Source organism: Campylobacter sp. CFSAN093224, from assembly GCF_012897395.1.
Lineage (GTDB): Bacteria > Campylobacterota > Campylobacteria > Campylobacterales > Campylobacteraceae > Campylobacter_D > Campylobacter_D jejuni.
This window is the reverse complement of the sequence record NZ_CP040607.1, coordinates 1,205,066-1,224,796: the sequence shown is the minus strand read 5'-3', so window position 1 is coordinate 1,224,796 and position 19,731 is coordinate 1,205,066. Positions and strand designations below refer to the sequence as shown.

Below are 19,731 nucleotides of genomic sequence, written 5' to 3'. Positions count from 1 at the left end.
GATGATTTTTGGAAAAATTGATTATATTAATCTTTTACCTTTACATATATATCTTAAGAAATATCCCCTACCTAATGGTTATAAAGCAAGTATGGAGTATAAAAAAGGAGTTCCAAGTAAGCTAAATAAAGATTTATTTTATAGAAGAATTGATGCAGCTATCATTTCAAGCATAGAAAGTGCTAGAAAAAAATATAAAAATTTAGATTTGGGTATTTGTGCCAATAAAAGAGTTTTAAGTGTATTAGTAGAAAAAAATACATCAAATGCCAAAGATCCAAGTTCAGCAACTTCAAACGCTCTGGCTAAAGTATTAAAACAAGATGGAAAAGTAATTATAGGTGATAAGGCTTTAAAGCTTTATCTAAAAGATCCTTCTAAATATATCGATTTATGTGCAAAATGGCACGAAAAAACAGGATTGCCTTTTGTTTTTGCTAGATTTTCTTGTGTGCAAAAAAAAGCTTTATATAAACAAATTTTGAAAAAATTTCCAAAAACAAAGATTAAAATTCCTTATTATATACTGCAAAATTATGCCAAAACAAGGGATTTAGATATAAAAGATGTTAGATATTATTTAGATGAAGTTATATATCATAAAATTTCTACCAAAGAAAAAACAGCCTTAAAGCGTTTTGTAAAGGCTTGTAAGGCTTTAAATCTTGCTTAGTGTTCAAATTCTCTAAGTTCTTTAACTGTTCCAAGGAGTATTACAACATCTCCACTATAAACTGTCGTGGTTTCTAAATCAGGTAGTATTTCCCAGTCACTATTTAATTTTTTATAAGAAATCACTTTCATATTTTGTGCTACATGTTTTAAAGAATTTCCTGCTAATTTTTCATCTATATTGATCTTAATAGCTCGTATAGTATTTGCTGAAAGATCAAAAACTTCATAATCAGCATCTTTAGTTAAAAATTCTTTTACTAGTCTTTTAGCACTTTCTTTTTCAGGATAAATAACCTTTGTTGCACCTAACTTAGAAAGAATTTGACCATGGATATTAGAGGTTGCTTTAGCAATGATATTTTTAACACCTATATCTTTAAGCGCCATAAGAGTAAGGATTGATTTTTCAACATTTTCTCCTATGCTAACAATAACAACTTCAACATCATGAAAGCCTGCTTCTTTTAGGGCTGAAATATTTGTAGAATCTAAAATATAAGCATAGCTTGGAGGATTTTGTATACTTTTTAAAGCTTCCTCATCTTTATCCGCAACGATAACAGTATGACCTCCAGCAATGAGTTCATCTGCTACAACTGATCCAAATTTTCCAAGTCCTATGATTCCATAATTAAGATTTTTCACGATTTTACCTTTATAAATTAACCTTTCCTTCAGGGAATTTTAAATGAATAGCTTTGTCTTGTTTGAATACCGAGAGTAAAAAAGCAAAAACACCTATCCTACCACTTAGCATCATAATGATGATAATCACCTTGCTAGGATCACTAAACAAAGCGCATAAAGATAAAGTTCCACCATTTCCTACTGAAATTCCTACGGTTGCAAAAGCCGAAGAAGTTTCAAAAAGCAAGGCTATAAAATCAAATTTTGACTCTAGCAAGGAAAGCAAAATAACAGCTATTACTATATAAACAGCTGAACCTACAGCTATAATAAAAGCTTTAGATATAGTTTCTCTTGGAATTTCATGTCCAAAAATTCTAACTCTTCCATCGCGGATACTCCAATAAGCATAGAGCAATAAAACCATTACAGTTGTTACTTTCATACCCCCAGCTGTTCCACCTGGTGCACCACCAATAACCATAAACAATGATCCAAAAAATAAGCTTGCATCATGCAAATGTCCCATATCTAAGGTATTAAATCCTGCTGTGCGGTAATTAATAGCGATAAAATATGAGCTTAAAATTTTATCAAAAAATGAAAAATGTCCTATAGTTTGAGGATTTGAGTATTCAAAAGCAAAAATAATAAGCGTTGAAGAGAAAATAAGAAAAATACTTGCAACAACAACCATTTTTGTATGTAGGCTTAAATTTTGCAATTTTTTTCTTTGAAAAAAGTATAATTCAACCAAAACAAAATATCCAAGCCCTCCAATAATAATCAAAGAAGTGATAATAAGATTAATTGCTATATCATGTTTATAAGCTATAAATCCATGTTCAAATATAGTAAATCCAGAATTATTAAAAGCGCTAATAGAATGAAAAATTCCAAACCATAAAGCTTTCTTAAAATTCATTTCAAGGGCAAAACGCATGGTGAGAAGTATAGCACCTATCAATTCTATAGTAAAAATGAACAGCAAAACCTTTTTAAAAAATTTAAATAAACCATCCATTGATGGATAAAATAAAGACTCTTTTAGTAAATTTCTTGCACTAAAACCAACTTTTTTGCGTATGAGTATATAAACAAATAAACCTATACCCATATATCCCAAGCCTCCAATTTGCACCAAAGCTAAGATAATAATTTGTCCTGCTAAGGTAAAATCAACCGCAGTGTTCTTAACTACTAATCCTGTCATACTAACAGCAGATGTGCTTGTAAAAAAGGCATCTAAAAAATCAATAGGAGTTGTATGTGCCCAGCTTGAATGTAGCAATAAAGCCCCAAACAATGCAATAATAATATAACCAGCTAGTAAAATTTTAAAAGTTCGTCTATCTAGTCCAAATTGTTTCAAAAAATTTCCATTTGATAATGATCTAAAGCGGGTATTCTATCTTATTAAAACTTTAAGGGAAATAAAATTTTATTTTTGTATTTAAACTTAAATTAAAGAAAAAAAGATACAATTACATTTTTACTTTATCAAACATTGTGGTTGGATAGCTCAGTCGGTAGAGCAGCAGACTGAAAATCTGCGTGTCGGCAGTTCGATTCTGCCTCTAACCACCACTTTATCTTTCAAAAAATCACATCACATACTTTTTTTATATAAGATTGAAATATTTAAAGAACTAAAAGTTATTTTTTAAAGAAAGAGTCTATAGCTTATATGTAGAATGGTGGATTTAGCAGGACTCGAACCTGCGACCAACCGGTTATGAGCCGGTTGCTCTAACCAACTGAGCTATAAATCCGCCTAAGTTGAATTAAAAGATAAAATTATATCTTATTAATGCTTAAAAATATTTTATTTAGCCTTTATATCCGTCCAAAAATATCTAAAAGTGATTAAATGCTGTAAAATTCCAAAAAAAATCATAAAAATAGTAAAAGAACTTCCACCATAACTAAAAAAAGGCAAAGGGATCCCAACTACTGGTGCAAAACCTATAGTCATTGAAATATTTACTGCCGCATAAATAAAAATAAATAATGCAACACAATTAATAGCAACTCTAGCAAAATAATCATCTTTAAGTTTATAATTTAAACTAAGTAGATGAAAAATAAGTAAAATATAAAATATAATTAATGTCAATCCCCCAATAAATCCAAATCTTTCTATCATGTAAGCGAAAATAAAATCACTAGTTGAAATAGGTAAAAATTTAAAATGAGTTTGCGTAGCTTCATCTTGAGATTTTCCGGTTAAACCACCATTTCCAATAGCTATCATTGATTGGGCTACTTGATAACTTGGTTTTTCTGAAATAAAATCATGAATTCTTTGCTTTTGGTAGGGTTTTAAAAGATGTGTATAAATAATAGGAGAGCTAACACTTATAGCTATAACAATACTTAACCAAATTTTATAATGAACTCCCATGATAAAAAGCACTCCAAAACCAACAAGTAGTAAAACCATAGCACTTCCTAAATCAGGTTCTTTTGCAATTAGCAAAAAAGGCAAGATGATGTAAAAGCTAAGTTTGATGAATTGTTTAAGTTTGTATCCATTTTTTGGAGGAGGATTTTGATAAATAAGATAGGCAAGCATTAAAATAAAACTAGGTTTAAAAATTTCAGAAGGTTGTATAGTAAAGTGAGTAAAAGGAATTTCAAGCCATCTTTTAGCACCTAATTTTTCAACCCCAAAAATATCTACGCTTAGCAATAAAAAAATATTAATCCAATAAGCAACAGGAATAATCCAAATAAATTTCCTTATGGGAAAGAAGAAAAAAACCATAAAAGCAAACAATCCCACACAGGCATAAACAAACTGTTTTTCTGCTAAAAAAGGATTAGCTTCAAAGATTAAGAAAAATGAAATAAGAATTATGGGTAAAAATAAAATGGGTTGCATATAGTCAAAATGAGTTAAAATTCTTCTATCTAATCTAAACAAAATTTGCCTTCAGTTGGTAATATAAAGCTATAATTATAAACTAAAATTTTAAATTTATCAAAACCTCTAAGGAAAAAATGCAAACTTTTTTAGTAGATGAAAATTCAAGGCTTGATGTATTTTTGGCTAAAAAATTAAACCAAAGTCGCAATCAAGTTGCTTTACTTATAGAAAAAGATTGTGTACAGGTTAATGATAAAATTCAAGATAAAAATTCATTTAAGCTTAAAAATGGTGATATTATTTCTATTGCAAGTTTAAAGCTTTGCAATGAGATAAAACCTCAGTTTGAAGTGGATTTTGATATTGATGTGTTATACGAAGATGAAGACTTGCTTGTTTTAAATAAACCTTCAAATTTAGTCGTTCATGGAGCAAGTAGCGTTAAAAATGCCACTTTGGTGGATTGGTTAATAGAAAAAAAATATACTTTATCAAATTTAGGAGGAGAGATAAGAGCTGGTCTTGTCCATAGATTAGATAAAGATACAAGCGGAGCTATACTAATAGCGAAAAATAATTTCACCCATCAAAAATTAAGTGAACAGCTTGCAGATAAAAGCATGGGAAGAATTTACCTTGCGTTAATTGATTTGCCACTAAAAGAAGATAAAATTATAGTAGAAAAATTTTTAATGCGTTCGCCTTCTAATGCTATTAAAAAAATAGCCATAGATAAGGAAAATAAATTCAGTAAAAACGCAAAATCAGCTTTTATAAATGTAGTAAAAACTGAAAATTTAACTTTGATGGCTGCTAAGCTTTTTACAGGAAGAACTCATCAAATTAGAGCGCATTTGGCTAGTTTAAATCGCTATATTTTAGGTGATAGTTTGTATGGTTATAAGGGTAAGTATGATTGTAGGATAATGTTACATGCTTATTTTTTGTATTTTATCCATCCAAAAACCAAAGAACAAATTTTTGTTAAAGCACCTTTGATGGAAGATTTTAAAAATATTATGTTTGAACAAATTAATTTAGGAGAGAATGATGAAAAGATTTCGCTTGAGTTTTTACTTGAGTTTTTTAACTCTTTTGCTTAGCGCTTGTAGTGTTTCGCAAATGAATTCGCTAGCTTCAAGTAAAGAGCCTGCTGTAAATGAAAGCTTGCCAAAGGTTGAAAGTTTAAAAAGTCTTAGTGATATGAGTAATATTGCTTTTGAATGGGAGCCTTTATATAATGAAAATATTAAAGGATTTTATTTGTATCGTTCTAGTGATGAAAATCCTGATTTTAAACTTGTAGGCACTATTAAAGATAAGTTTCAAACTCATTATGTAGATACTAAATTAGAGCCTGGTACTAAGTATCGTTATATGATGAAAAGCTTTAATGAGCAAGGACAAATTTCAGAAGATGGCAAGGTTATAGAAGTGAGCACAGCTCCAAGACTTGAAGCTGTTCCTTTTGTTCAAGCTGTGACTAATTTGCCTAATCGTATTAAACTTATTTGGCGTCCGCATCCTGATTTTAGGGTTGATTCTTATATTATTGAAAGAACTAAAGGTGATGATAAAGAATTTAAAAAAATTGCAGAAGTAAAAAATCGTTTAAACGCTGAATACATCGATAGTGATTTAAAGCCTAATGAAAATTCAAGTTATAGAATTATTGCTGTGAGTTTTAATGGGATAAAGAGTGGGTCAAGTCAAGTTGTAAGTTCTACAAGCAAGGCTTTACCTCCTCAAGTTGAGCATTTAAGTGCTAGCACAGATGGTTCTAGTAAAATCATTTTAACTTGGGATGCTCCTACGTATGAAGATTTTTCTTATTATAAAGTTTATTCTACGAGCTCAAGCTTCCTTCCTTTTAGTGTTTTGGCAAAGACTGATAAAAATTCTTATGAGGATATAGTAGAAGGAGCAGGTAAAAGCAAGTATTATAAAGTAACAATGGTGGATAAAGATGGTCTTGAAAGTCCTATGCCAAAAGATGGTGTAGAAGGTAAAACTTTAGGCAACCCTTTGGCTCCTAGTATTATTTTGGCTCAAAGTACAAGCGAAGGGATAAATTTAGAATGGAGTGATAATGATACTAGAGCTGTTGAGTATGAAGTAAGACGCTATGGCGGGGAGCAAAATGCAGTTTTTAAAGGCATTAAAGAAAAGCGATTAAAAGATGTAAAAGCTTTGCCAGGGGTGGAATATAGTTATGAAGTTATTGCTATTGATTCAGCCGGGCTTCGTTCAGAACCTTCAAGCAAAGTTAAGGCGGCTCAGTAGTGCCAAATTTTAAAAGTAAAAAGATCAAAGAAATAAATCTGCCTTATAGTAAGGATGATGTTGAATTTCTTTGGCTTGCTAAGAATGATAATGTTAGTCTTATTTATACAAAGGTTCAAGAAGAGAGTTTTTTTCTGCAGATTAAAAAAGCACAAAATGGTTTTGTGATTAAAGGCGATAAACATACAAAACCTTCTAAAATAGGTTATTTGCAAAAGGCTTTAAAAATCTTTAAAGAAGGTTTTTGTGAGGATATTATCAATGAAGCTTTTGGACTTAAAAATAATGCTTTAATTGAAAAAACACCATTTATCGTTGATAATTTTGATGAGCTTTTATCTAGACTTCAAGGTAAAATTTATATAGAAATAGGCTTTGGATCAGGAAGACATTTGCTTTATCAAGCAAAAGAAAATCCAAATGTTTTAATTTTAGGGGTGGAAATTTACAACCCAGCTTTAACTCAAGTGGCTAAACTTGCTAAAGCACAAAATGTAAATAATATTTTGCTAATCCAAAGTGATGCGAGATTGTTATTGAGTGTATTAAAATCAAAATCAGTTGAAAAGATTTTTTTACATTTCCCTGTTCCTTGGGATAAAAAGCCTCATAGGCGAGTTATTGGGAAAGATTTTTGCAAAGAATGTGCTAGGGTTTTAGTTCAAAATGGTCGTTTTGAGCTTAGAACAGATAGTTTTGAGTATTTTAATTTTACTTTAGAGCAATTTTTGACTTTTCCTGCTCCAAAATTTAGCCTTAGAAAAAATGAAAATTTAGAAATTTCAAGCAAATATGAAGATAGATGGAAAAAGCAAGAAAAAAATATATATGATCTTTGGGTGTGGAATTTTAACCAAGAGTGTAAAAACTATGAGTTAAATGAATTTAATCTCTCATCGGTTGAATTTTCTAAAGAGGATTTGAAAAAAATAGAGCAGAACTTTAAAAATATTACTATAAAAAAAGATGATTTTTTCTTGCATTTTGAAAGCATCTATAAACAAGATGAGAATTTGCTTTTAAAGGTTGCTTTTGGAGCTTTTAATAAGCCTGAACATTGTTATTTGCATCTTGATAAAACGATTGATTTTGCTTTTAAAGAGCCATTTAAAATTCAAGAAAATATTAAAGCGATAAATGAATTAAAAGAAATTTTAAAAGTTCAGTTTAAAATATAATTTTTCTTGAAAATTAAGCAAAAATAAAGCATAATTTAAAAATTTAAAAAGGGAAATTAAGGAAAAAGGATGCCTAATTTAATCCAAGCAAATAAACTTACTTTAGGTTATGATGAACTAGTTATTAAAGAAGCGAGTTTTGCTTTTAAGGATGATGATTTTGTTTTTATTACGGGTAAAAGTGGGAGTGGTAAGAGTACGCTTTTAAAGTCTTTTTATGGAGATTTAGAACCTATTTCTGGTAAACTTGAAGTATGTGGATCTTTGATGAATAAAATTGGAAATTTAGAACTTTTAAAATTACGTCAAAGAATAGGGATTATTTTTCAAGATTATAAACTTGTACAAGAATATAGTGTTGAAAAAAATGTTATGTTGCCTTTAATGATTAAAGGTTATAGCAAAAAAGTATGCCATGATCAAGCTACTAAGCTTTTAAAGCATGTAAATTTAACTTTTAAAGCAGATAAATTGCCTAATCAACTTAGCGGTGGTGAGCAACAACGCGTCGCTATGGCTAGGGCTTTAGCTCATAATCCAAAGCTTTTGCTTTGCGATGAGCCAACGGGAAATTTGGACGAGTATTCTTCTGATATTATATGGACTCTTTTAAAGTCTGCTAGAGAGCTTTTAGGAACTTGTGTTATAGTGGTAACACATAGAATTCCTAGTAATTTAAGAGTGGATTATCGTCGTTTTAATATAGAAAATGGAAAAATGAATGAAATTTTTTAAAACACATTTATCTTTAATTTTACCTTTACTTTTTATGATGTTTGCTTTTGAATTTATTTTGATTACAAATGCAACTTTGAAGCATTATGAAGAACTTGTTAATAAAGATTATAATATTATAGTTGTCAGCAAAACTGAACTTGATCAGAATGTAGTAAAAACAAAAGTACCATTTTTTGCTGGACTTGAATCTTTAGATCCTAAGGATTTAATTGATCGTTTGAAAAATGATGTTTCTGAAAAGAATTTGAAAGTTTTAAAAGATTCTCTGCCAAAATTTTATACTTTAAAATTAAATTCTTTACCCGATCAAAATGAACTAAATTCGATTAAAAATCAACTTTTAAATATTGTAGGTGTTAGTAAGGTTGAAACTTTTTCCAAAACCCATGATAAGATATACTCTTTGCTTATTTTGATGAAATTTGTTTTTTGGTTATTTTTGTTTATCATTATTTTACTTGCCTTTGTTTTGTTTTTAAAACAGATGAGAATTTGGCTTTATGAACATACCGATCGTATTGAAATTATGTGTTTATTTGGAGCTCCGTTTTGGTTTAGATCTTTTATGCTTTATAAGGTGGTTGTGGTTGATTGTTTTATTGCTTTTGTTATTTTACTTGCCTTTTTTACCCAAATTTTTGATCTTTCTATTATCCAAGAAAGTTTAAAGGCTGTAGATATTATTTTTCCACCTATTAATTTTATTTTACATTTGACTTTAATTTTTTTAGCTACTTTGTTTATTTGCTTGTTGTGTGTAAATACGGTTATGTTTAAGGTTAAAAGATGAGAAAAAATATTCTTATCTTTTTTTGTTTTTTTTTGTTTGTTGATATAAGTTTAGCAAACGCTATAAATGAAAAAACAAAAAGTTTAGAAGAAAATAAACGCATACAAGAACAGTTAAATAAAAAACTTGAAGATTTGGCTAGCGATATTTTAAATGGTGAAAAAAGTTTGAAAGATCTAAGTTTGCAAATTGAAAGCTTAAATTCACAAACTTCTAAGCTTGAAGCAAGTGCTAAGGCTCAAAATCAAGAGTTAAACACCCTTACAAGCCAAAATGAAGATTTGCTTAAAAGTAAATCAAATATGGAAGGTAAGCTTATATCTTTAATGGCTAAAGATTTTGCTTATGATTTACCTATCCCTCAAGGCTATATTGAAAGTGAAGAAAGTTTTATGGCTTTTGAAATTTTAGGAAGTTTAAACAAAGTTTTAAATGAAGAAATTTTTAAAATTTCTAAAGATTATGAGGGAGTAAGCAGGCTTATTGATGATAAACAAGCTCAGATTAAGAAAATCAATGAAAGTCTTAAGGATTACAACGCTCAATTAGCCAAGCTTCAAAGTTTAAAACAAAAACAAATTAGTGAAATTAATAAACAAAAAACAGATCGAGCTATATATGCAAAAAAACTCGATGATTTACAAGCTCAGCAAGAAGAGCTTAGAAAAACATTAAATCAATTAAAAATTATTAATGATAAAGAAGATGCAAATTCAAACAAAAATGATACTAAAATAGTAAAAAATAATCAAAAAATAAGACAATTAGGTTCAAGCTATCAAGGAAGTTCAGTCAAGCGTTACACAGGAAAAAAAACCATAGCTCCATTGGATTCTTTTACTGTGAAGCAAAAATTTGGAAATTATGTTGATCCTGTTTACAATCTTAAAATTTTTAACGAGAATGTAGTTTTAAGAAGCAATAAAAGCGATGCAGTTGTTAAAAATGTGCTAGATGGAAAAATAGTTTTTGCTAAAGATACTAGTATGCTAGCTCGAGTTGTTATTGTTGAACATGATAATGGCATACATACAATATACGCACATTTAGATAAGATTGCTCCTAATATTAAAGTTGGTAAGAATATTAAAAAAGGTGCCGTAGTGGGTAGAATAAAAAATGATCTTACTTTTGAAGTAACTCAAAAAAATTTTCATATCAATCCTTTGGAACTCATTAGCTTAAATTAGCTAAATTTAATGGAATTTAAAATATAATTTCAAGTTAAATAAGGAGAAATAATGCAAGAGAGAAAAAGAGTTTTAGTAAAATTTTCAGGAGAGGCTTTAGCAGGTGAAAATGGCTTTGGTATAGAAAATTCTATTTTAAAATTCATAGCTTCAGAGATTAAAGAACTTATAAAAAATCAAATAGAAGTAGGCATAGTTATAGGCGGTGGTAATATTATTCGCGGAGTAAGTGCTGCTAAGGGCGGATTGATTAAAAGGACAAGTGGAGATCATATGGGGATGCTTGCTACGGTTATCAATGCTATTGCTATACAAGAAGCTTTGGAAAGCTCTGGACTTGAAGTTAGGGTTCAAAGCGCCATTCAGATGGAAGCATTTTGTGAAACTTATATTATGAGAAGAGCGCAAAGACACTTAGAAAAGGGTCGTGTTGTGGTTTTTGCTGCAGGTACTGGAAACCCTTATTTTACTACGGATACAACAGCTATTTTAAGAGCTGTGGAAATTGATGCAGATATGGTAATAAAAGCTACAAAAGTTAATGGAGTTTATGATAAAGATCCAAAACAATTTGATGATGCAGTATTTTTAAATACTTTGAGTTATGATGAGGCTATGCAAGATAATATTAAAGTGATGGATGATACAGCTATAGCTTTAGCTAAAGATAACAAACTTCCTATTGTGGTTTGTAATATGTTTGAAGAGGGTAATTTACTTAAAATCATACAAGGTGATACTAGCCTTTGTTCAACCGTTAAAAATAATTAAGGAGAAAATTATGGATAAAAGAATAGAAGAAGTAGCGGCAAAAGCTTTGGAAAAAATGGGTAATGATAGATATCGCCTTTCTTTAGTGGTAGCAAAAAGAGCGGAACAATTGGCAAATGGAGCAACCCCTTTGGTAGACTTTGATAAAAATAAAAATAAACTTGCAGATATAGCTTTATATGAAATTGCAGAAAATAAAATCACTTTAGAGGGTTTAGTTGAAACCAATCGATGAAGAATTATTGCTTGAACAATTAATCGATAATGTAAAAAATTGTAAAGATTTAGAAGCTGCTAAGGCTTTGCTTTTCGAAATTTGTGGCCATGATGCCATTCTTGAAAAAGCGGTAGATTACTGTATATTTTGCCATGAAGGGCAGTTTAGAAAAAGTGGAGAGCCTTATGCGGTACATCCTATTTTAGTAGCAACACTGGTTGGATTTTTAAGTGAAAATAAAAGCAATATTTTAGCTGCTTTATTGCATGATGTGATTGAAGATACAAACTGCACTGAAGAAGAACTTAGAGAGCAGTTTGGTTCTGAGGTTTTAAAACTTGTTTTAGGACTTACTAAAATTATAGAAATTAGAGAAGATAATCTCATTTCATCAAAATCTAAAAAAAGTTTAACTAAATCAGCCTTGACTTTCAGAAATATGCTTTTAGCAAGTATTGAAGATGTTGGGGTTTTGATTGTGAAGTTATGCGATAGGCTGCATAATATGCTTACTCTTGATATTCTAAGAGAAGATAAGCAAAAAAGAATCAGCGAAGAAACTTTAGTTGTATATGCCCCAATAGCCCATAGACTTGGTATTTCAAGCATAAAAAATTATTTGGAAGATCTTAGTTTTAAATATCTTATGCCAGATGAGTATAAGCTTATTGACAATTATATCAATTCCAATAATCAAGAAATGCAATTAGGTTTAAATGAATTTATTTCCAAAATCGAACTTTTATTTTTGAGTAATGGCTTTAGACAAGGTAGTTTTGAAATTCAAAAACGCATTAAACATAGCTATTCTATTTATCTTAAAATGCAAAGAAAAGGCATTGGTATTGAAGAAGTTCTTGATTTGCTTGGGGTAAGAATTTTGGTTGAAAAAGTAAGTGATTGTTACTTAGCTTTGGGAATTTTACATACACATTTTAATCCCTTGGTTTCGCGTTTTAAGGATTATATAGCCTTGCCTAAACAAAATGGTTATCAAACTATACATACCACACTTTTTGATGCTAAAAGTATTATAGAGGCACAAATTCGAACTTTTGATATGCATAAAATTGCGGAATTTGGTATAGCAGCGCATTGGAAATATAAAGAAGATGGCAGCGTGGTTGCGCCTCGTCTTGATTGGCTTACAGATATTTCAATGCAAAGTATAAACAATCTTGAAAATGCAGAAGATTATAATGCTATTGAGCTTTATGAATATGCTAAAGATAGTCTTTATGTTGAAGATGTCGCAGTTTATTCTCCTAAGGGAGAAATTTTCACTTTGCCTCGTGGTGCAACGGTTCTTGATTTTGCTTATGAAGTGCATACCAAAGTAGGGCTTCATGCAAAAAGTGCTTATGTAAATCGTATTAAAGTGCCTTTGTTAACCGAGCTTAAAAATGGCGATATTGTGCGAGTGGTTACTAGCAATGATAAATTTTATCGCTGTTCTTGGATAGATAGTGTTAAAACAGGAAAAGCAAAAGCAAGTATAAGGGAATTTTGCAAGCAAAAAATCAGAGAGATTAATCTAGCAAGTTCTATTAATATGTTAAGTTTTATTTTTGGAGTTGATAAAAACAGAATTGAAACTTGGATAGAAAAAGAAAATTTAGTCAGACGTATTAGACAAGTAGCAACAGATAGTGCTTATTTGAAAGATATAGTTAATGGTCTTAAAAAATACGCCAAGAAGTCATATTGGTTTGATAAATATGAGATTAAAGAGCAAAAAATAGGAAATTTTACTCTATATTGTAACCATAAAATCGCTAATGTGGATTTTGATTTTTGCTGCCATCCAAAAAGAGGTGATGCTGTTTTAGCTTTTGTTAAAGGTGGTAACGCTATTGTCCATCATAAGCTTTGCGATAGAGCTGATAAAATGATAGATAATAATCAAGATATGGTATTTATAAAATGGGATTCTAACATCCCTAAATCTTATAAATTGATTTTTTCTTTGGAAAATAAAAAAGGTGTTTTAGCGGAATTTTTGGCATTTTTAGCTAAAATGCAGATAAATTTATTAACAATTAATTTATCAAGTGATTTAAATTCGGCGGTAGATTATTTTGAGATTACAATGGAAATTCCTGATAATATCAATCCAGATAGTGTCAAGGATAGGTTAAAATCTCGTTGCAAGATTTTAGATTTTACATCTTTAAATGATGCTTATAAAGAAGGTTAAAAAGGTTTATTATGGATATAAAAAAAATATTAGCAGAAGTTAAGCGTGGTTGTGCAGAGCTTATTGATGAAGAAAGAATAGAAAATTTAATTAAAAATTATTATGAAAAGGGTGAAAATTTCTTTATAAAGGCGGGGTTTGATCCTACAGCGCCTGATTTACATTTAGGTCATAGCGTGGTTTTAACAAAAATGGCTTTTTTGCAAAAACATGGAGCTATTGTGCAGTTTTTGATTGGAGATTTTACAGGACAAATTGGCGATCCAAGTGGAAAAAGTGCAACGCGTAAAAAGCTGGATAAAGAGCAAGTTTTAATCAATGCTAAAACTTATGAAACGCAGGTTTTTAAGGTTTTGGATAAAGAAAAAACACAGATTAAGTTTAATTCTACTTGGCTTAATGAACTTGGAGCCGCGGGTATAGTAGAGCTTACTTCAACTTTTAGTGTAGCTAGAATGCTTGAGCGTGACGATTTTACCAAGAGATTTAAAGAGCAAAGTCCTATTTCGATTTGTGAGTTTTTATATCCCTTACTTCAAGGATATGATAGTGTGGCTTTAAAAAGCGATATTGAAATGGGTGGAACGGATCAAAAATTTAATCTTTTGATGGGAAGACAGCTTCAAAGAGTTTATAACATAGGAAAAGAACAAGCTGTGATTATGATGCCCTTACTCGAAGGTTTAGACGGTGTAAACAAAATGAGTAAGAGTTTAAATAATTACATTGGTGTTACAGAAAAAGCTAATGATATGTATGCTAAAATTTTAAGTATTAGTGATGAATTGATGTTTAGATATTATGAACTTTTAAGTCAAAAAAGTCTAGAAGAAATTGCGCAAATAAAAAAAGATATAGAACAAGGCAATTTACATCCTAAAAAAGCTAAAGAAAATTTAGCTTTAGAGATTACAGAGCGTTTTCACTCCAAAGAAGAGGCTAATAATGCTAAGTCTGAATTTGATAGAATTCATTCTCAAAATGCTTTGCCAAGTGATATGGCTGAGTTTGAAATACAAGGAAAAATTTGGCTTGCTAAGGCTTTGGTTGAATGTGGTTTGGAAAGTTCTACTTCTGCGGCAAGAAGAAGCATCAGTGCTAATGCAGTAAGTGTAAATTCTCAAAAAGTTAGCGACGAGCAAATGTATTTAGAACAAGGAGAATACATCTTACAAATAGGTAAAAGAAAATTTGCAAAATTAAAGGTAAAAGAATGAATTTACAACCCTTACAAATAGGAAAACATACTATAAAATATCCCATTTTTCAAGGAGGAATGGGACTAGGCATAAGCTGGGATAGATTAGCTTCTGCAGTTTCTTTAAATGGTGGACTTGGGATTATTTCTTCTGTGGGAACAGGATATTATGAAGAAAGAAAGTATGCAAGTAAAGAATTAAACGCTAAGCCTTATGGAAGTGAAAATTTTTACTCACGCAAGGGTTTGCAAGCTTTGATTAATAATGCAAGAAAAGTTTGTGGCGATGCACCTTTGGGGTGTAATATCTTATGTGCAAGTAATGATTATGCAAGAATAGCACGCGATGCTTGTGAGGTTGGTTTTAATGTGATTGTTTCAGGCGCTGGACTTCCTACAAATTTACCTGAATTTACTGCAGATTTTCCTGATGTGGCTTTAGTGCCTATCATTTCATCTGCAAAGGCTTTAAAAATTATTTGCAAAAGATGGCAAAGCCGTTACAATCGCTTACCTGATGCAGTGGTTTTAGAAGGGCCAAAAAGTGGAGGTCATCAAGGTTTTACTTATGAGCAGTGCTTAGATCCGAATTATCAGCTAGAAAAATTAATCGCTCCTGTGGTAGAAGAGGCTAAAAATTGGGGGTCTTTTCCCGTGATTGCTGCAGGTGGAATTTGGGATAAAAAAGATATAGAAAATGCTATTTCTTTAGGGGCTAGTGGTGTTCAAATGGGAACGCGTTTCATAGGAACTTTTGAATGTGATGCGAGTGAAGAGTTTAAAAGCGTTTTGCTAGCTTCTAAAGAAGAAGATATAGAGCTTATTAAATCTCCTGTGGGCTATCCTGCTCGTGGAGTTAGAACCAATCTTTTAAATTTAGTAGATAAAAGAATGGGTCCAAAGATTAATTGTATAAGCAATTGTGTAGCGCCTTGTGTACGTGGAAAAGAGGCGACTAAAGTAGGGTATTGTATAGCAGATAGGCTTTTTGATGCGTGGTCAGGCAAAAAAGAAACAGGACTTTTCTTTACAGGTGCAAATGGATATCGTTTAGATAAGCTTATCAGTGTTAAAGAACTTATGGAAAAATTGGTTAATGGTGAATAATGGCTAAAATTTTTGTATTTTTAGTATTTGCTTTCACAACTCTTTTTGGAGCTTATGAAAATGAACTTGCAAATTTTGATAAAAATTTTATCGGTTCTAAAAGTGAAGTGCAAGTAAAATTTCACCATCAGCTCAAAAGCCTTTATATACAAAGTGTTATTCATGAAGATGAAAAAACTAAAATTGAAATTTTAAAAAGATTGATCATCAGTTCAAATACTTTAAATTTAGATGACAAGTCATATGCTAATGAGTTAAAAGAAAGTGGTATAAGTGAAGCAAGTATTAATGCTTTAAGAAAGGCTGTTATTAAAGATATTAAGGTTCAAAATATTTCTCAAGACACTGAAAAAACAACTTTTGAACCTATAAAAACAGTTCAAAAAAATGAAAAAAAATCATCTAACGAACAAATAAAAAATACAGAAAAAACAAATTCTAAAACTTCGCAAGCACCAAAGAGCAGTATCGTTTCTAAAGCAAAAAGTGATGATAAAATTTATGTTTTAAAGTCAAGTAAAACAAACCAAGGTGTAGAGTTTGAACTAAATGCAGATTTGGATAAGGATCAATTAAAAAGTTTTGCTTTAGACGAAAAAGGAAACTATCGTTTTATTAGTGATTTTGATGGGGTTTTAGAAGGGGGTAAAAAAGAGTTTAAATTTGATGACTATCGTTTAGTGATTTCACAATTTAATCCCAAAACCATACGCATAGTGGTTTATGCTAAAGAAAAAATTCCTATTGATATATCTTTTAAAGAAGAAAAAATAATTTTTTCAAAAGAAACTACTAGCCAAAAAAAGACTGAGCAAGTTAGTAAAATTTCAGAGAAAAAGCAAGATCAAAAAACAGAAATTAAAACCAAAGTTTTAGAAACAAAAAAACAAGATAAAAAAACCAATAATGAAAAAGAAAATCAAGAACCTTTATATGTTTTAGATGTGGATAAAATTTCTAATGCTGTGGTGTTAAATTTAAGCGATGATTTAGATGAAAAAGAAATAGCAGTATTTGATACCAAAGATCAAAAATTCCGATATGTTGTAAGTTTTAAAGGTGTGTTAGAAGGTAATAGAAAAAGCTTTACCTTTGGACAAAATACAATTGTCGTTACGCAATATAATCCAAAAATTGTTCGTGTGGTTTTGAGTGCTCCTAAAGAATTTAAACTTTTAAAAAAGTTGGATAATAAAAATCTCACTTTAGGTTTTCATGCGCAAACTTCAAGTCAAAATGTAGATAAAAAAGCAACTCAAAGTTTTAATAAAACCTTAAGTACGAGATACAAATCAGGAAAACTTATAGTTATCGATGCGGGGCATGGTGGAAAAGATAGCGGTGCTTTAAGTGATAAAAAAGGAAGTTTAAAAGAAAAAGATATAGTTTTAAGTACGGCTTTAAAACTTGGAAATGAACTTAAAAAACGCGGTTATAAAGTGCTTTATACTAGAAGTTCGGATAAATTTATTAATCTTCGTGATAGAACCAAATATGCCAATGATAAAAGAGCGGATTTGTTTATTTCTATACATGCTAACGCAGCACCAAATGCCACAAAAGCCAAAAGTAGCGAAGGCGTGGAAACTTTCTTTTTAAGTCCTGCAAGAAGTGAAAGAAGTAAAAAGGCAGCAGAAAAAGAAAATCAAGGGGATTTTGAAGAGATTAATTATTTCTCAAAACAAAGTATTTTAAATTTCTTAAATCGTGAAAAAATCGTTGCTTCAAATAAACTAGCCATTGATGTACAAAAAAATATACTCACTCAAACACGCAAAAAGTATAAAATTGTAGATGGCGGTGTAAGAGAAGCACCTTTTTGGGTTTTAGTAGGTGCGCAAATGCCTGCAATTTTGATTGAAATTGGCTATATTACACATCCAAATGAAGGCAAAAGAATCGCCAATAAAGCTTTTCAAGATTTATTGGTTAAGGGTATTGCTGATGGAGTTGAGAGTTATTTTTATAACAACCGATGAAAAAAGCTAAGCTAATTTTTAAGGATAATACTCCTTTTTCTTTGGATTTTGATGATTTTTATTTTAATTTCAAAGATGGCTTAAATGAAAGCAAATTTGTTTACACTCATTCTTTTGAATGGAAAAATCAAGAAAATTTTATTATCGCAGAGAGTGGTTTTGGCATAGGTTTAAATTTTTTTCTTACTTTGAAACGCTTTTTAGAAACTACCCCTTCTAAGCGTCCTAAAAAACTTTTTTATATTAGCGTAGAAGCTTTTTATATCGAAAAAGAACAATTAAGAGAAATTTATCAAAAACTAGAATTTTATGAAGAGTTTAAAGAGCTTTTAGAACAATTTTTAAAATTTTATCCTAAGGCTAAAGAAGGAATTTATCGTTTTTATTTTGAAGATTGTTTTTTAGATCTTGTTTTTGAAGATATAGCTGTTTTAAAAGAATTGGATTTTAAAGCTGATGTTTGGTATTTAGATGGATTTTCTCCAAATAAAAACTCGCAAATGTTTGATGAAAATTTAATCTTTGAAGTGGCAAGGCTTTCTAAAAAAAATACACAAATTTGCACCTTTTCTTCGGCAAGTTTTTTGCAAAAAAATTTAAAAAAATATGGCTTTAGAGTAGAAAAAACCAAAGGTTTTAGAAAAAGAGAAATGATTAAAGCTTATTTGGAAAATGAGCTTGAGTTTAAAGACAAAGAAGCGTATTTTTCAAGAACATTTTCATCTTTAAAAAATAAAAAAGTAGCTATTATTGGTGCAGGTATATCAAGTGCTGTTTTAGCTTATGAGCTTAGTTTAAGAGGTTTTGAAATAGATATTTTTGAAAAACATTTAGAATTAGGCAAGGGTGCAAGTGGAAATGAAAGTGGAATTTTAAGCTCTTTAATCTTAAAGCCTAAGGTAAATTTAGGGGAGTTTTCAGAGCTTTCTTTTATAGAGGCAAGTCGTTTTTATAGACAAATTTTAGATTTAGAATTTAAGGGTGTGGTGGAGTTTGCACATAATGATTTAATGCAAGAAAGATTTGACACGCAAAGAGAAAATGTTTTGTTTAAAATTTCAAAAAATCAAGCTTTTTTAGAAGAGGGTGGAGTGATTTTTCCAAAAAAATTGGTTAAAAATCTTTTTGAAAAAAGCAAAGCTTGTATATATTTTAATCATGAATTTCAAGCTTATAAATTTGAAAATGGGTGTTTTAGTTTAAAATTTAAAAATGATGTTGTTAAAAGTGATTATGCGGTTTTGATTTATGCTATGGGTGCAGATGCAAAAGACTTTGTTTTTTATGATGAGATGAAATTAAGCAAAGTAAGAGGTCAAGTTACACATCTAAAACCTTTTTTAGATACCCCATTTCCTTTATCTTCTAAGGCTTATATTTGCCCTGTAAAAGATGATTTGCAAGTAATTGGTGCAAGTTATGATAGGCTTAATGCAAGTTTAGAATCAAAAGAAGAAGATGATAAACAAAATATAGAAAATATAGCCGATTTTATGGATAAAAATACAAAATTAGAAATCATAGGTTCTAAAGTAGGTTTTAGATCTTATTCGAGTGATCGCTTTATGATAGTTGGAAATGCTTATGATGAAGCGTTTTATAAAGAAGAATATAAAGCTTTATTATGGACAAAAAATAAGGAGCAAAAACCAGCTAAAATGTCTTGTAATTTGTATTTTAATTTTGCTCATGGGTCAAGGGGTTTTAGTACAAGTGTTTTAGCGGCAAGGTATTTGTGTGCATTGATAAATAATGAACCCTTGTGTTTAGAAAAAAAATACATCCACGCTATTCATCCTGCAAGATTTTTGATTCGCAAACTTAAAAAAGGCTTATGATTAAGCTTTAATTAAGAGTGATGCTAATATTTGCTTATGAGAGTAAGTTTTTAACTTTATTTTAACTTTCTTTA

General features: G+C 30.1%; 17 protein-coding genes and 2 tRNA genes. 15 read left to right on the top strand and 4 right to left on the bottom strand.

What is annotated here, in order from left to right:
- Window position 1: 1 nt before the first annotated feature.
- Window positions 2–673: a menaquinone biosynthetic enzyme MqnA/MqnD family protein gene (locus tag FBF11_RS06295; RefSeq protein WP_002857885.1), complete on the top strand. Its 672-nt coding sequence runs from the start codon at window positions 2–4 to the stop codon at window positions 671–673.
- Here the strand turns inward: FBF11_RS06295 and FBF11_RS06290 are convergent.
- Window positions 670–1,320: a TrkA family potassium uptake protein gene (locus tag FBF11_RS06290; RefSeq protein ID WP_002853664.1), complete on the bottom strand. Its 651-nt coding sequence runs from the start codon at window positions 1,318–1,320 to the stop codon at window positions 670–672. The two genes, FBF11_RS06295 and FBF11_RS06290, sit on opposite strands and share 4 nt — an antisense overlap.
- A 10-nt stretch (window positions 1,321–1,330) precedes the next feature.
- Window positions 1,331–2,674 (bottom strand): TrkH family potassium uptake protein, encoded by a 1,344-nt coding sequence (locus FBF11_RS06285; protein ID WP_002864101.1) that lies wholly within the window; start codon window positions 2,672–2,674, stop codon window positions 1,331–1,333.
- Window positions 2,675–2,813: 139 nt separating this feature from the next.
- Here FBF11_RS06285 and FBF11_RS06280 point away from each other — a divergent pair.
- Window positions 2,814–2,889 (top strand) — tRNA-Phe (locus FBF11_RS06280).
- A gap of 108 nt (window positions 2,890–2,997) precedes the next feature.
- On the opposite strand, the gene FBF11_RS06275 is transcribed toward FBF11_RS06280, so the two are convergent.
- Together FBF11_RS06275 and FBF11_RS06270 are read right to left on the bottom strand one after the other, a co-directional pair.
- Window positions 2,998–3,074: transfer RNA gene (locus tag FBF11_RS06275), tRNA-Ile, on the bottom strand.
- Between the two features lie 53 nt (window positions 3,075–3,127).
- Window positions 3,128–4,228, bottom strand: a complete 1,101-nt coding sequence (locus FBF11_RS06270; RefSeq protein WP_002853654.1) for an FtsW/RodA/SpoVE family cell cycle protein — start codon at window positions 4,226–4,228, stop codon at window positions 3,128–3,130.
- A 77-nt stretch (window positions 4,229–4,305) separates the two neighbouring features.
- Here FBF11_RS06270 and FBF11_RS06265 point away from each other — a divergent pair, with 77 nt between their 5' ends.
- From FBF11_RS06265 to mnmC, 13 genes are all read left to right on the top strand, one after another.
- Entirely contained in the window at window positions 4,306–5,274 is a 969-nt protein-coding gene (locus FBF11_RS06265) for an RluA family pseudouridine synthase (protein WP_002858282.1), read from the top strand.
- Window positions 5,219–6,454: a fibronectin type III domain-containing protein gene (locus FBF11_RS06260; RefSeq protein ID WP_010891920.1), complete on the top strand. Its 1,236-nt coding sequence runs from the start codon at window positions 5,219–5,221 to the stop codon at window positions 6,452–6,454. The genes FBF11_RS06265 and FBF11_RS06260 overlap by 56 nt, the downstream gene beginning before the upstream one ends.
- Window positions 6,454–7,632 (top strand): tRNA (guanosine(46)-N7)-methyltransferase TrmB, encoded by a 1,179-nt coding sequence (trmB, locus tag FBF11_RS06255; protein ID WP_002858203.1) that lies wholly within the window; start codon window positions 6,454–6,456, stop codon window positions 7,630–7,632. The genes FBF11_RS06260 and trmB overlap by 1 nt, the downstream gene beginning before the upstream one ends.
- Before the next feature lie 69 nt (window positions 7,633–7,701).
- Window positions 7,702–8,367, top strand: a complete 666-nt coding sequence (locus tag FBF11_RS06250) for an ABC transporter ATP-binding protein (protein ID WP_002853534.1) — start codon at window positions 7,702–7,704, stop codon at window positions 8,365–8,367.
- Window positions 8,354–9,160, top strand: a complete 807-nt coding sequence (locus FBF11_RS06245; protein WP_002853622.1) for an FtsX-like permease family protein — start codon at window positions 8,354–8,356, stop codon at window positions 9,158–9,160. The genes FBF11_RS06250 and FBF11_RS06245 overlap by 14 nt, the downstream gene beginning before the upstream one ends.
- A complete protein-coding gene (locus FBF11_RS06240; RefSeq protein ID WP_002853860.1) occupies window positions 9,157–10,350 on the top strand; it encodes a M23 family metallopeptidase in 1,194 nt (397 codons plus the stop codon). The genes FBF11_RS06245 and FBF11_RS06240 overlap by 4 nt, the downstream gene beginning before the upstream one ends.
- Before the next feature lie 51 nt (window positions 10,351–10,401).
- The gene (pyrH, locus tag FBF11_RS06235) at window positions 10,402–11,121 is read left to right on the top strand and encodes a UMP kinase (protein ID WP_002858454.1); all 720 of its coding nucleotides are present in this window, start codon (window positions 10,402–10,404) and stop codon (window positions 11,119–11,121) included.
- A 10-nt stretch (window positions 11,122–11,131) separates the two neighbouring features.
- On the top strand, window positions 11,132–11,356 hold the full coding sequence (locus tag FBF11_RS06230) for a DNA-directed RNA polymerase subunit omega (protein WP_002853464.1): 225 nt from the start codon (window positions 11,132–11,134) through the stop codon (window positions 11,354–11,356).
- Window positions 11,340–13,535 carry a bifunctional (p)ppGpp synthetase/guanosine-3',5'-bis(diphosphate) 3'-pyrophosphohydrolase gene (locus tag FBF11_RS06225; RefSeq protein ID WP_002868541.1) on the top strand — a complete coding sequence of 732 codons (2,196 nt, stop codon included), beginning with the start codon at window positions 11,340–11,342 and terminating at the stop codon, window positions 13,533–13,535. The genes FBF11_RS06230 and FBF11_RS06225 overlap by 17 nt, the downstream gene beginning before the upstream one ends.
- A gap of 11 nt (window positions 13,536–13,546) precedes the next feature.
- Window positions 13,547–14,752 carry a tyrosine--tRNA ligase gene (gene tyrS / locus FBF11_RS06220; protein ID WP_002853870.1) on the top strand — a complete coding sequence of 402 codons (1,206 nt, stop codon included), beginning with the start codon at window positions 13,547–13,549 and terminating at the stop codon, window positions 14,750–14,752.
- Window positions 14,749–15,840 carry a nitronate monooxygenase family protein gene (locus FBF11_RS06215; protein WP_057096877.1) on the top strand — a complete coding sequence of 364 codons (1,092 nt, stop codon included), beginning with the start codon at window positions 14,749–14,751 and terminating at the stop codon, window positions 15,838–15,840. The genes tyrS and FBF11_RS06215 overlap by 4 nt, the downstream gene beginning before the upstream one ends.
- On the top strand, window positions 15,840–17,819 hold the full coding sequence (locus tag FBF11_RS06210; protein ID WP_002853675.1) for an N-acetylmuramoyl-L-alanine amidase: 1,980 nt from the start codon (window positions 15,840–15,842) through the stop codon (window positions 17,817–17,819). Before FBF11_RS06215 ends, FBF11_RS06210 begins: the two co-directional genes overlap by 1 nt.
- Entirely contained in the window at window positions 17,816–19,657 is a 1,842-nt protein-coding gene (gene mnmC / locus FBF11_RS06205; RefSeq protein WP_002853221.1) for a bifunctional tRNA (5-methylaminomethyl-2-thiouridine)(34)-methyltransferase MnmD/FAD-dependent 5-carboxymethylaminomethyl-2-thiouridine(34) oxidoreductase MnmC, read from the top strand. Before FBF11_RS06210 ends, mnmC begins: the two co-directional genes overlap by 4 nt.
- Window positions 19,658–19,731: the final 74 nt, after the last annotated feature.